This window comes from Streptomyces sp. NPDC003379 (assembly GCF_053589195.1).
Genome location: NZ_JBSFRK010000007.1, coordinates 32,140 through 45,709, shown reverse-complemented (window position 1 = coordinate 45,709; position 13,570 = coordinate 32,140). Strand labels below are relative to the sequence as shown.

At 72.7% G+C, this 13,570-nt stretch carries 7 protein-coding genes; 1 reads left to right on the top strand and 6 read right to left on the bottom strand.

Annotation, left to right across the window (positions count from 1 at the left end; translation table 11 throughout):
• Positions 1–114 precede the first annotated feature (114 nt).
• From ACWDVB_RS08595 to ACWDVB_RS08575, 5 genes are all read right to left on the bottom strand, one after another.
• Positions 115–1,725, bottom strand: a complete 1,611-nt coding sequence (locus ACWDVB_RS08595) for a protein kinase domain-containing protein (RefSeq protein ID WP_451518121.1) — start codon at positions 1,723–1,725, stop codon at positions 115–117.
• 123 nt (positions 1,726–1,848) lie between these two features.
• The gene (locus ACWDVB_RS08590) at positions 1,849–3,492 is read right to left on the bottom strand and encodes a serine/threonine-protein kinase (RefSeq protein ID WP_451518144.1); all 1,644 of its coding nucleotides are present in this window, start codon (positions 3,490–3,492) and stop codon (positions 1,849–1,851) included.
• A gap of 159 nt (positions 3,493–3,651) precedes the next feature.
• On the bottom strand, positions 3,652–6,351 hold the full coding sequence (locus ACWDVB_RS08585) for a protein kinase (RefSeq protein ID WP_451518120.1): 2,700 nt from the start codon (positions 6,349–6,351) through the stop codon (positions 3,652–3,654).
• 187 nt (positions 6,352–6,538) lie between these two features.
• Complete coding sequence (locus ACWDVB_RS08580) at positions 6,539–8,614, bottom strand: protein kinase domain-containing protein (protein ID WP_451518119.1); 2,076 nt, start codon at positions 8,612–8,614, stop codon at positions 6,539–6,541.
• A 550-nt stretch (positions 8,615–9,164) separates the two neighbouring features.
• Entirely contained in the window at positions 9,165–10,874 is a 1,710-nt protein-coding gene (locus ACWDVB_RS08575) for a glycerol-3-phosphate dehydrogenase/oxidase (protein ID WP_451518118.1), read from the bottom strand.
• A gap of 228 nt (positions 10,875–11,102) precedes the next feature.
• Between ACWDVB_RS08575 and ACWDVB_RS08570 the strand changes: the two genes are divergently transcribed.
• Entirely contained in the window at positions 11,103–12,356 is a 1,254-nt protein-coding gene (locus tag ACWDVB_RS08570) for a nucleotide sugar dehydrogenase (protein WP_451518117.1), read from the top strand.
• A 56-nt stretch (positions 12,357–12,412) separates the two neighbouring features.
• On the opposite strand, the gene ACWDVB_RS08565 is transcribed toward ACWDVB_RS08570, so the two are convergent.
• Positions 12,413–13,537, bottom strand: coding sequence for a GuaB3 family IMP dehydrogenase-related protein (locus tag ACWDVB_RS08565; protein WP_451518116.1), 1,125 nt, complete (start codon positions 13,535–13,537; stop codon positions 12,413–12,415).
• Positions 13,538–13,570: the final 33 nt, after the last annotated feature.

The following is a 13,570-nucleotide window of genomic DNA, read 5'->3' as shown; positions in this document are numbered from 1 at the left end:
CCCCACTTGTGACCGGGGTGATGCACGCGGCGGGACATGACCGGCGTACGGGAACGAGGAGCCCACGCCAACGGGAAGCCCGCGCCACCGAGGGGGACCAGGGGGAGCGCGCGCTCAACGGCGTACGAACGTGTCGACCGCCGTGTCGAAGTACTTCCGCGTCTCCTCCGCCTCCTCGGCGGGCCCCGAGACCCACAGGTCGTACATTTTGCCGCCCTCCTCCCAGCACAGGTCGTACGTGTGCCGCTCGCCCCGCGGCTTGCCCGGGCCGTCCCAGGTGAACTCCCATAAGGCGGCGGGCCGGCCGTTGCGCGTGGTCTCGCTGACCTCGCCGTTGCGGTAACCGGGGTTGCTCCGCGGCCCCTCGGCGTGGGCTCGGCGCTGTGCGGCGAGCGGGCCGCCCGGCTCCGGGTCCGCCTTCTTGATGCCGATGCGGTAGGTGCCGCTCGGCGAGACGTAGAAGATGCGGGGCCCTTCGGTCGTCCGTTCGAAGCTCTTGGGTACGGCGACCGTGAAGCCCTCGGGGTCCTTGGCCAGGCGGTAGCCGTCGGGCGGTTGGGGCGTGGACGGCTTGGGCGTACTGGGTTCGGGTGTGGACGGCTTGGTCGGTTTGGGCGTACGGGTGCCCTGAGTGACCGTCACCGTCGGCGTGGGGCTGGTGACGGTGGTGGAGGGCGTGGCCGAGTTCGTCGGCGTACCGCCGTCCCCGTCCCGGCCCAGCAGCAGCGCGGTGGCCGAGACCCCCGCCCCCGCCACGGCCGCCGCGAGCGCCGCGGCTATCAGCACGACCCGGCCGTGGCGGCCGCGCGGCCCGGCGGGCTCGGCGGCGCCGGGGCCCGGCCTGCCGTTCCCCGGTTTTCCCGGCAGCGGGGGCATGCGCCCCGTGTCGACGTACGCCTGGAGCAGCCGCTGCGCCCCGGCCGCGTCCAGGCGCCACCCCGGGTCACGCTCCAGGAGGCCGAGGACGACCGGGAGGAGCGGCGCCGCGCTGTCCGGCGGGCGTATCTCCTCGTAGACGACGGCGTGCAGGACGCCGCCGATGGAATCCCTGCGGAAGGGCGACTCGCCGGCCAGCGCGGTGACGAGCAGCGCGCCGAGCGACCACAGGTCGGACTCCGGCCCGGTCCGCTCCCCCGCGATCCGCTCGGGCGCCGTGTACTCGGGCGAGCCCACGAACGACCCCACCTCCGTGAGCGTCGTCGCCCCGGTGACCTGCGCGATCCCGAAGTCGGTGAGGACGACGCGGCCGGTGGCCCGCTCCACGAGTACGTTGGCGGGCTTGAGGTCACGGTGCAGGATACCGGCCTCGTGGGCGGTGCTCAGGGCGCCGAGCAGGTCGATGCCCATACGCGCGACGGCGTCCGCGTCGAGCGGCCCCTGCCGCGCGATCCGCCCCGCCAGCGAGCCGCCCTCGATCAGCTCCATGACGATGTACGGCTGTTCGTTCTCCACGACGACGTCATGGACGACGACGATGTGCGGATGCCTCAGCTGCGCCACCGCCCGCGCCTCGCGCAGGGTCCGCTCGCGCGCCTGCGTGGCCTCGGTGTCGGAGAGCGTCTCGTCCCGCTCCAGCTCCTTGACGGCGACCCCGCGCCCGAGAAGCAGGTCGGTGGCCCGCCACACGACCCCCATACCGCCCCGGCCGAGCCGCGCCTCCAGGCGGTAACGTCCCGCGATCACACGGGCGCTGCTCCCACCTGCGTGGTCTCCCAGGCTCCCCATGCGGCCATCATGCCCCACACGTGTGCGAACGGAATGGCTCTCACCGAGCGGCGGGCGGGTTCCGGCCGCCGCCCTCGTGCGCACCGGGGGCGCACCAGCCGTCCCACGGGCGGACGTGAGCGCTCAGCCCTCCCGCCACCCCCGGAGCATCGCGTCGAACTGCTCCCGCGTGGTGGCCCAGTTGCCGGCGGGGGCCGACATGTAGATGGAGTACTCGACGCCGTCGCGGCTGAGATACGTCTGTTCGATGGCCCGGCGCGGGCCCGCCGTGGTGTCGTTCGCCCCCGCCGTCCAGCCGAACTCCCACAGGGCGCCCTGCTGGTCGCGGAACGTGTTGGAGTTGAGGTGCAGCCGCCGATAGCCGGGGAGCTTGGGCCGCAGGGTCTTCTCCAGGGAAAGCTGATGCGCGTACGCCGTCTCGTACTGCGGGTTCTTGTCGACGCCTATGCGCAGGAAGCGGCGTCCGCCGTCGGGCGTGTAGTCGACCTGGTTGCCGTCCACCTCGCGCTTCCAGCCCTTGGGCAGCCTGAGGCTGAAGCCGTCCGGGTCGTGCACGCGCCGCCAGTCCTCGGGGATGCCGCCCGCGGTCCTGCCGGGGCCGCTGTCGGCGCCGGGGGCCTGCGCCTGGCTCTCGCTGTCGCCCTGTTCGCCGCCCGTGAAGTGCAGGAAGCCGAAGACGCCACCGCCACCGAGCAGCGCGGCCACGACGGCGAGGGCGGCGACAGCGGGCCAGCGGCGCCGCAGCCCCGACGGGGAGGAGGGGGAGGACGTGGAGGAGCGGGAGGAGCGGGAGGAGCGGGAGGAGCGGGAGGAGCGGGACTGAGGCGGCGGTGCGGACGCGGAGCCGTGGACGGCCGTGGCGGAGGAGCCCGCGCCGGGACCGCCGGACACACCAACGCCGGACGACGCCCCAGCGCCGGACATTCCCTCGACCACCGTGGCGGAACCGGTGGCGGTCCGCTGCCCCGTGGCGTGCGCCTGGGTCGGCACGTACGCCTGCGCCCCGCTCGGCCGCCGCCCCTCCGCGGCCTCGGCGAGCATCAGCTCGGCCTCCTCGGCGGTGGGCCTGGCCGCCGGGTCCTTGCGCAGGAGGGCGCTGATGACGGGCGCGAGAGCGCCCGCGTGCGCGGGCGGCGCGGGCTCCTCGGTGACCACGGCCTGCATCGTGCCGATCGGCGACGTGCGCCGGAACGGGGAGTACCCCTCGACCGCCGTGTACAGCGTGGCGCCGAGCGCCCACAGGTCGGAGGCCGGGCCGGGGTTGGAGCCGCTGACCCGCTCGGGCGCCAAGTAGTCGACGGACCCGACGACTTCCCCGGTCCGCGTGATCGTCGAGTCACCCTCGATCGCCGCGATCCCGAAGTCGGTGAGCAGAATCCGCCGGTCGTCCGACAGGAGTACGTTGCCGGGCTTGACGTCACGGTGCAGCACCCCGGCGGCGTGCGCGGCGCGCAGGGCCTTGAGGGTCCACAGGCCGATGCGGGCGGCCTCGACGGACTCGACTCGGCCCCGCTCCTTGACGGCGTCCGCCAGCGAACAGCCCTCGACCAGCTCCATCACGATCCAGGGCCGGTCGTCGTACTGCAGGACGTCATGGACGGTGACGACGGCGGGGTGGTTGATGCGGGCGGCGGCCCGCGCCTCCGTCTGCGTACGCGCGAAGAGGACCGCGCGGTCGGCCTCCTGGACGAACTGCGCGGCCGTCAGTTCCTTGACTGCGACGGCACGGTGCAGCACCTCGTCCTGGGCGCGCCACACGCGTCCCATGCCGCCGCGGCCGATGGACTCCCCGAGTCGGTAGCGGCCCGCGAGGAGCAGGCCCTGGCTCTGATTCACGTTCCCCCGCAATGGTCTTGACAGGGTCAGGTTAGGGAGGGGGGAGCGCACGGGGAACCACAGGGGGGCCATGGAGACCCCAATGTGACGCTAGCCGACGGCCTGGTACGTCTTCGACGCCTGCTCGTAGAGCCGCGAGACCTCGTCCCGCTCGGCCTCCGGGCCCCGCACCTGCACCACGTGGTACTTGCCGCCCACGACCATCACGAGATTGCGTACGTAGACCTCGCGGCCCTGCGCGTCCTGCCAGGTGAACTGCCCCTCGGCCATGGCCCGCCCGCCGACGTCGATGCGCCGCATGCCGCTGGACGTCGCCCAGGACGAGTCGCGGAACGGCTGCAGTTCGCGCTCGTGCTCGCGCTGGTACTTCATGGGGTCTCTGCCGTAGCTGTCCGTGGTGTCGCGGCCCGGCACCACGAGCAGTTCGAAGCCGCCGTGGGTGTAACGGACCTGGCCCCGCCCGTTCTTGGGCTGCCGGTCCCAGCCCCTCGCGACGGCGACGCGGAACCCCTCCGCGTCCTTGCGCAGGACGAAGCCTTGCGGCAGCTCGGGCACGGTGGTCTGGGGCTCCTGCGAACTGGGGCCCGTGGTGGACCTGCCGTTGTCGTCCCTGCCCGGCTTGCCCTTGCCCGACTTGTCCTTGCCTGACTTGTCGTTCTCCGGTCCGTCCTTGTCGTTCGCGTCGCCGGGGTTCTGCTCGTGGGTGGGCCCCGCGCTCGCCTCGCCCGCGGTGCCGGCACGGTCACCCGACGCCCCGTCATCGGACTTGGGCATGAAGAACATGGCGTACGCGACCGCCGCGACGAGCCCGACGAGGATCGCAAGGAGCAGCAGCCGCCCGAGCGACCGGGGGCGCGCCGGGCCCCGCTCCTGCGGCACACGGCTCGAACCGGCCTCGCGGAGCGATGCGGGCTCGCTCAGCCGTGCGGGCCCGCCGAGGGACGCGGCCTCGCGTGGTGGCGGGGCCTCGCCGAGACGATGCGGCTCACGGGGGACGCGCGCGGGCCCGGTGCTCGGCACGTCCTTGCCCCTCCCCCGCTTGTGCCGACCGTGGCCATGGCCGCCCGTGGTGGCGGGCGCGGCCGCTCGGCGCTTGCGCACGATCTCGCCGCGACGGCGTACGACGGGCAGTCGTCCGGCGTCGTACGGCGGCAGCGGCACGACGTGCGCCCCTGCCTCCGGCTCCGGCGCGGACCGCACCAAGGAGCGCAGCCAGCCGCTCAGCTCCTCGAAGTCGAGCCGGTCGGTGGGGTCCTGGCGCAGCAAGGACTCGACCACGGGCCGCAAGGGGCCGCACTCCTCGGCGAAGGCGGGCGGCTCGGCACACACCAGCTGCACCAGCTCGGCGGTGCTGTCCTCGGGGTAGGGCGCGTGCCCCTGGACGGCCCGGAAGAGCAGCGCTCCCAGGGCCCACAGGTCGGTGGCGGGGCCGATCGGCGCGGCGAGCTGCCAGTTCTCGTGCACGGGCCCGGCCTGCTCGGGCGCCCACCGCTCGGTGACGGCCCCCACGACCACCATGCGCGCGTGCCGGGCCCGCTCGGCGGCCAGAGCGGTGGCGGGGCCACGTGGGGTCCCCGATTCCCCATCGGGGGCGCCCCACTCCCGGTGTTCCTGGTACTCCCCGTGTTCCCGGTGCTCAGCGTGCGCGTCTGCGTCGGGGCGCTGCCCTTGGGGATCGGCTTGGGGGGCGGCTTGGACATCGGCTTGGGGGGCGCTCCGGGCGCGGGGCACGGAGTCAGCGCGGGAGGCGACCTCAGCGCGGGACGCGTTCGGACCCCGGCTGCCGCTGTCCGCGCCGCCGCCGCCTCGCGGTACCGCCCCATGCCAGGGCTTCGTGCCGCCGACTCCGTACGGGTCCGAGATCCGCCCCGTCGTCCCGGGCTCCCTGTCGCCGTGCGTGCCGCCCTCGCTCCCCCGAGGCCCCGGCACCCCGGAAGGCTGCTCGTCGACCCGAGCGGCGGCCCGCGCCGCCCCCGCCCGATAGGCCGCGACGGACCCGCCCCGGGCAGCCTTCGCGAACCCCCCGGCCGCATCGCTCTCTCCGTACGACTCGTACGACTCGTACGACTCATACGGCTCGGGGGCAGGCTCAAGCGGCACATCCCCGGCCTCGTACGCGGCCACATTGCCGACCGATCCCGCCGAACCGGCCGCCTCCCCCGCCTCCACGGGCCGGGGGTCGTACCCGCACAGCGCCTCCTCGGCCGCCCCGGCCGCTAGCCCCGTCAGCATCACGCGGCCGTCGTCGCAGATCAGGACCGTGCGCGCGGTGATGTTCCGATGCACCCAGCCATGCGCGTGCAGCACGCGCAGCGCCGCCAGGACGTCCGCCGCGACCTCCGCCGCCCGGTAGGGACTCAGCGGCCGGTCCGCGAGGAGAGCCGCCAGCGGCCGCGCCGCGACCAGCTCGCTGACGATCCAGAGGGAGCCGCCCTCCGCGAACACGTCGAAGACCTGGTCGAGCCGCGGATGGTCCGGTATCTGCGCGGCGGTCTGCGCCGCCTCCATCGCGCGCCGCACCGCCGGATCCGTCGGCCTGCGCGTCGTCCGCGCCGCGGCCCGTCGCACCCCGGCGCCACCCGCTCCCGCCCGGGACTGGAACCCCTCGGGCAGGTCGTCGTCCTCAAGGACCTCCGCCTCGACGATCTCCGGTAAAGGGACCTGCCTGACCAGGACTTCCTGTCCGCTGTACGTATCGAAGGCCCGGGATTCGGCGAGTTCGTACTCGTCCGAGGGCGGCAACGGCAGGCGGTAGCGGTCGGCGAGCACCCGTCCCGCGTAGTCGTCCACGATGCCTTCCCCGTCCGCCCGGTGGTCAATTCCGTTCGTCTTGTGGCTCGTTGCGGCTGCGTACGGTCCGCAAGCACTCACGATACGTGCCGTGGGCGAACCGCAATGAGGGGATACGAGATCTCAGCGCCCGAATCTCAGGCCAAGACCCCGCACACCTCACCCGCGACCGTCCGTCCGTCCGAAGTCACGACTTCGGCTGGAACGTCCTCGTGAAGGTCCGCCACGTGTCCCGCCGCTGATCGCTCTTCCAGTCGTCGGCCTTGGCCGTGTACATCATTCCGTAGCCGAGCCCGCCGTTGACGACGAAGCCGCGGTCGACGGAGCGGTACTTGGTCCCGCCGTCCACGTAGGTGAACTCCCAGTCAGCGGTGTTCCACCCGCGGAAATCGACCTTCTCGATCCGTATCCGGTCGTACTGCGACCGGACCATGTAGTTCTCCTGGTTCTTCCAGTCGCTCACCGGGTTGTCCTTGGGCGTGGACGTCCAACCGATCAGCAGCTTCTGACCGTTCGGCCCACTGAAGCGGGCGCCCGCGCTGCCCGTGGTCTGGTACTTCCACCCCTTCGGCAGCCCGATCTTGAAGCCCTGATCGTGCTCGTACGTCGACTCGGCGCCGTCCTCCGGCTTCTTGCCGTCGTCCTGGCTCGGGTCGTGCCCCTCGCCCTCGTCCGAGTCGGAGTCCTTGCCCGGGTCCTGGCCCTGACCCTGCCCCTGGCCCTGCTCCTTGTCGTCCGCGGAGCCGGCACCCTTGTCCGCGTCCTTGCCGGTGTCCTTGCCGCCCTTGTCCTGGTCGCCGTCACCGGCCGTCGCCCCGCTGGACGCGGCCTTGTCGCCGCCCTTGCTGTCCTTGCCGGAGGCGCCGTCATCCCCGCCCGAGAGCGCGAAGGCGAGCACCGTACCGAGCACCGCGAGCACGGCGACCACGGTCACGATCACCAGCGTCCGGCGCGGCACCACGTCGGTGAGCGACGCCTTGGGCGGCACTCGCCGCGGCACCCTTGGCGCCACCCGCGGCGGCGCGCTCGGCGGCGCGCTCGGCGCAGGCGGCACGGCCGCCCCGCTCCCGGGAACGGTTCTGCTCCCGGAGGTGACACCGGCCCCGGAGCCGGAACCCGACCCCGCGCCCGCCGCCGTACCCGGACCGGCGCCCGTGGCCGCCTTACGGACCGACCGCAGCGCCCCCTTCAGCCGATCGGTGGCCTCTTCACCCTTGCGCCCCGCGACGGCTCCGGAAGCAGCGGGCGCACCGGCGGCACCGGCAGCCGCACCCGTCTTCTTGAGCAACCTGGCCGGAGTGCTCGGCCTGGCGGCCTTGACCGCCTTGGCCGCCTTCTTCGGCGCCGGAGGAACCGGAGGCAGCGGCACGACCTTGGTCGCCTCGACCGGTTCCGGCTCCGCCTTGGGCTCCGGCGTGTGGATCACGTCCATCAGCAGCGCCCGCGCCCCGACGTCGTCGAGCCGCTGCTGGGGGTCCTTGGCGAGCAGGCCGTAGATGACCTTCTCCAACGGTCCGGCGTTCGTCGGCGTCTCGACGTCCTCGGTCATCACCGCGGTGAGGGTCGCGATGGCCGACCCCTTGTCGTACGGAGGCACGCCTTCCACGGCCGCGTACAGCAGGCCGCCCAGCGACCACATGTCGGCCGCGGGGCCCGGCTTGTGGCCGCGCGCCCGCTCCGGGGAGATGTACGAGGGCGCGCCGACGAGCATGCCCGTCGACGTGATCGACGGGTCGCCCTCGACCTGCGCGATACCGAAGTCCGTGAGCACGACCCGGCCGTCCTCGGCGATCAGCACGTTCGACGGCTTCACGTCGCGGTGCAGAATCCCCTCGCGGTGCGCGGACCGCAGCACGTCGAGCACGGCGAGGCCGACCTCGGCCGCCCGCCTCGGCGTGAGCACGCCGTCCTCGCGGATCGCCTCCGCGAGGGACTTGCCCTCGACCAGCTCCATCACGATCCACGGCCGGTCGTCCTCGTCGACCACGTCGTAGACCGTCACCGCGCTGGTGTTGCGGATCCGCGCGATCGCCTTGGCCTCGCGCAGCGTCCGCGTGATGAGCCGCCGCTTCTCCTCCTCGTCGATGCTCGACGGGAACCGCAGCTCCTTCACCGCGACCGTACGGCCCAGTGTCTCGTCCTTGGCGCGCCACACGGTGCCCATGCCGCCGCGGCCGAGCACCTCTCCCAGCCGGTATCGGCCGGCGAGGAGACGTTCGCTCTTGTCCCGACGGGCCTCACCCGTCTGCTCCGCGTCCGACATGCGTCCCCTCTGCTGCTACCGCTGCTACCCGCGCAACCCGCCCTGACAGAGCCTTCATTGTCCCTTACTCGGGGACCGGCCGACGCCCAGGGTCCACCGTCCCGCATGATGGGCCGCGCACAAGGAGGCGCCGCCATGCCGACACCGCGTTCCCTGACGGCCGTTGTCGCCGTCGCGACCCTCGACAACGTGATGGCAGGACGGCACAACCCACCGTGCCGGCCACGGACGCCACTCTTCCGCTGCTCATCGGCCGAGGCAAGGCCCCGGCCGCCGCCCTCCTGCCCCACGAGCAGGCCGGGCCGCTTCCGAGCACCCCCGTCCCACTCGTCCGGCGACCCCTCGCCGAGGCACAACAGCCCCTCGGAACAAGGCCCGCACGCCCGACCTCGCCGGTATCCGCCACGCCGCGGCCCCAAACCACCACGGGCCCGGACGAGCACGCCGAAACCACACCGAAGGCCCAACGTCCACTTCCCCCACGCCGCGCGCGATGCTCAACACCCGCACCGCTCAAGGCCACTACGGCATGGGCGTGTGCCCACGGAAGCTAGCCGAGCGGCACGATGTCCGGCGCCCCCAGCCGCGCCGCGTCCGCCGTCAGATCGTCCGGCTGCCGCTGCGACTCCCGCTCGGCCTCCACCCGCTTCTCGTAGTGCTGCACCTCCCGCTCGATCTGGTCCTTGTCCCAGCCGAGGACCGGCGCCATCAGCTCGGCGCACTGCCGGGCGCTGCGCGTGCCCCGGTCGAACGTCTCGATCGAGATGCGCGTGCGCCGCGTCAGCACGTCGTCGAGGTGCCGGGCGCCCTCGTGCGAAGCGGCGTAGACGATCTCGGCCCGCAGATAGTCGTCGGCCGCCTGGAGTGGCTCGCCCAGCGTCGGGTCGGCGGTGATGAGTTCGAGCACTTCCTCGGCCAGCGCTCCGTACCGGTTCAACAGGTGCTCCACGCGTACGACATGAAGACCCGTCCGGGCGGCGATCCTCGCTCGGGCGTTCCACAGCGCCTTGTACCCCTCGGCACCGACCAGGGGGATGTCCTCGGTGACGCAGTCGGCGACCCGCTGGTCAAGGGCGTGCACGGCCTCGTCGACGGCATCCTTGGCCATCACTCGGTACGTCGTGTACTTGCCGCCCGCGATGACGACCAGGCCGGGCGCCGGGTGCGCGACCGTGTGCTCCCTGGACAGCTTGCTCGTGGCGTCCGACTCGCCGGCGAGCAGCGGCCTGAGGCCGGCGTAGACCCCTTGGACGTCGTCCCGTGAGAGCGGCACCGCGAGCACCGAGTTCACATGCTCAAGGAGGTAGTCGATGTCGGCGCTGGAGGCGGCCGGGTGCGCCTTGTCGAGATCCCAGTCCGTGTCGGTCGTGCCCACGATCCAGTGCCGCCCCCACGGGATGACGAAGAGGACGCTCTTCTCGGTCCGCAGGATCAGCCCCGTCGTGGAGTTGATCCGGTCCTTGGGCACCACCAAGTGGATGCCCTTGGACGCCCTGACGTGGAACTGCCCGCGCTCGCCGACCATCGCCTGGGTGTCGTCCGTCCACACACCGGTCGCGTTCACCACCTGCTTGGCGCGGATCTCGTACTCCCCGCCGCCCTCGACGTCCTGCACGCGGGCGCCGACCACGCGCTCGCCCTCGCGCAGGAAGCCGGTGACCTTGGCGCGGTTGGCGACCTTCGCGCCGTACGCCGACGCCGTGCGCACCAGTGTGGCCACATAGCGGGCGTCGTCCATCTGCGCGTCGTAGTACTGCATCGCGCCGACCAGCGCGTCCTTCTTCAGGCAGGGGGCGACGCGCAGGGCGTGGCGGCGCGTCAGATGGCGGTGCATGGGCAGGCCGCGGCCGTGCCCGCGCGACATCGACATGGCGTCGTAGAGCGCGACGCCCGATCCGGCGTACAACCTCTCCCAGCCCTTGTGCTGCAAGGGGTAGAGGAACGGCACCGGCTTCACGAGGTGCGGGGCGAGGCGTTCGAGGAGCAGGCCGCGCTCCTTCAGCGCCTCTCGCACGAGCGCGAAGTCGAGCATCTCCAGATAGCGGAGCCCGCCGTGGATCAGCTTGCTCGACCGGCTCGACGTGCCCGACGCCCAGTCCCGGGCCTCGACCAGGCCGGTGGACAGGCCGCGCGTGACCGCGTCGAGAGCCGTCCCCGCACCGACCACCCCCGCGCCCACGACCAGGATGTCCAGCTCCCTGTCGGCCATTCCCGCAAGTGACTCGGCACGCTCCGCCGGCCCCAGTGTCGCTGTCCTCACCGCTGCCTCCCGCATCGATCGGGTGTGGTCGGACTCACATCATGCCCAGATTTCGTCCGCGCTCGCCGACCCCGCCCTCAGCCTGTGGACAACACTCCGAGTCGGCATGGCAGTGCAATGCCACAAAACGGTCATATTTACTCCTAGTCTGACATTGCGCTGGTCCCCCTTGTCCACAGGGCTTGCGCGCTCGTCCCGCTCCGGCTATTGGGAGGACGGCCCACCGCCATGCCCGCAGATCTCGCCGTCATCGGTATCGGCCACCTCGGCCTGCCCCTCGCCCAGGCCGCCGTCGCGCGCGGCATCGCCACCATCGGCTACGACCCCGCCCGCGCCACCGACCTGGCAGGCGGCCGCCTGCCCGGCGACGGCGCCGAGGGGACCCTCACCGCCGCCGACGTCCGCCGGATGCTCTCGGGGGGCTTCCGGCCGACCACCGACCCGGCCGAACTCGGCCGGGTCCGCACCGCCGTCATCTGCGCCCCCACGCCGCCCGCAGCCGACCGCTCGCTCGACCTGAGCCAGGTCGCCGAGGCCGCCCAGGCCCTGGCAGCGCGTCTGCGCCCGCACACCACCGTGATCCTGGAGTCACCCGCGTACCCGGGCACCACCGAGGAATTCCTCCGTCCGATCCTCGAATCGGGCTCGGGCCTGCGCGCGGGCCGCGACTTCCACCTCGCCTACTCGCCGGGCCGCCTCGACCCCGGCAACCGCTCGCACGGCTACGCCGGTACCCCCAAGGTCATCGGCGGCCTCACCCCGGCCTGCACCGAGTCGGCGGCCACCTTCTACGGCCGCCTCACCGACAAGGTCGTCCGCGCCCGAGGCCCCCGCGAGGCCGAGACCGTGCACCTCCTGGAGACCAACTACCGGCACGTGAACATGGCCCTGGTCAACGAGATGGCGGTGCTCTGCCACGACCTCGGCATCGACCTGTGGGACGTCATCCGCTGCGCGGAGACCAAGCCCTTCGGCTTCCAGGCCTTCCGCCCCGGGCCCGGCGTCGGCGGCCACGGCGTCCCCCTGGACATCCCGAACCCGTCCCGCGGCGCCCGCCCCCTGCGCATGGTCGAACTGGCCCAGCAGGTGAACGACCGCATGCCCCAGTACGTCATCCAGCGCTCGGCCACGCTCCTCAACGAACACGGCAAGTCCGTCCGCGGCGCCCGCGTCCTGCTCCTCGGCGTCACCTACAAGCCCGACCTGGCCGACCAGCAGGGCGCCCCCGCCCAGGAGGTGGCGACCCGCCTGATGGAGCTGGGCGCTGCCGTCAGCTACCACGACCCCTACGTCCCCAACTGGAGCATCCTCGGCCGCCCCGTCCCGCGCGCGGACACCCTCTACGAGGCGGCGGCCGACGCCGACCTCACGATCCTGCTCCAGCACCACCGCACGTACGACCTGCAAGGGCTCGCCGTGAAAGCGCAGCTGCTCCTCGACACCAGGGGTGCGACCCCGGCGGGCGCGGCCCACCGCCTGTGACGCGAGAAAGGGCCCCGGTACGAAGTACCGGGGCCCCCTCTACGACGTACGGCTCGTCACCGCTTGTGCTGCGAGTCCGCGACCGTCACCTCGACGCGCTGGAACTCCTTGAGCTCGCTGTAGCCCGTCGTCGCCATGGCGCGGCGCAGCGCTCCGAAGAAGTTCATCGAGCCGTCCGGGATGTGCGAGGGACCGGTGAGGACCTCCTCGATCGTCCCGACGGTGCCCAGGTGCACCTTCTTGCCGCGCGGCACGTCCTCGTGGACGGCCTCCATGCCCCAGTGGTAGCCCTTGCCGGGCGCGTCCGTGGCGCGGGCCAGCGGGGAGCCCACCATCACGGAGTCGGCGCCGCACGCGATGGCCTTGGACAGGTCGCCGGACCAGCCCACGCCGCCGTCGGCGATGACGTGCACGTAACGGCCGCCGGACTCGTCCATGTAGTCACGGCGGGCGGCCGCGACGTCGGCGACCGCGGTGGCCATCGGCACCTGGATGCCCAGGACATTGCGCGTGGTGTGCGCGGCGCCGCCGCCGAAGCCGACCAGGACACCCGCGGCGCCCGTGCGCATCAGGTGCAGGGCGGCGGTGTAGGTGGCACAGCCGCCCACGATGACCGGGACGTCCAGCTCGTAGATGAACTGCTTCAGGTTGAGCGGCTCGGCGGCGCCGGAGACGTGCTCGGCGGAGACGGTGGTGCCGCGGATCACGAAGATGTCCACACCGGCGTCCACGACGGCCTTGGAGAACTCGGCGGTGCGCTGCGGGGAGAGCGCGGCGGCCGTGACGACGCCCGCGTCGCGCACCTCCTTGATGCGCTGCCCGATCAGGTCGGCCTTGATCGGGGCCGCGTAGATCTCCTGGAGGCGCCGGGTAGCGGTCTCCGAGTCCAGCTCGGCGATCTCGTCGAGCAGCGGCTGCGGGTCCTCGTACCGCGTCCAGAGGCCCTCGAGGTTCAGGACGCCGAGGCCGCCCAGCTCGCCGATGCGGATGGCGGTCTGCGGCGAGACCACCGAGTCCATGGGAGCGGCCAGGAACGGCAGCTCAAAGCGGTAGGCGTCGATCTGCCACGCGATCGAGACCTCCTTCGGGTCGCGGGTGCGCCGGCTCGGTACGACGGCGATGTCGTCGAAGGCGTACGCGCGGCGGCCGCGCTTGCCGCGCCCGATCTCGATCTCAGTCACGTTGTGGGGCCTTTCCCTCTTGGTCTGCCTGTC

What these genes read in the sequence shown, in the direction of transcription:
- ACWDVB_RS08580 (WP_451518119.1), bottom strand. Translation starts at nt 8,614, where the DNA reads ATGTCGGACGCGGAGCAGACGGGTGAGGCCCGTCGGGACAAGAGCGAA.
- ACWDVB_RS08570 (WP_451518117.1), top strand. Translation starts at nt 11,103, where the DNA reads ATGCCCGCAGATCTCGCCGTCATCGGTATCGGCCACCTCGGCCTGCCC.
- ACWDVB_RS08590 (WP_451518144.1), bottom strand. Translation starts at nt 3,492, where the DNA reads ATGGGACGCGTGTGGCGCGCCCAGGACGAGGTGCTGCACCGTGCCGTC.
- ACWDVB_RS08595 (WP_451518121.1), bottom strand. Translation starts at nt 1,725, where the DNA reads ATGGGGAGCCTGGGAGACCACGCAGGTGGGAGCAGCGCCCGTGTGATC.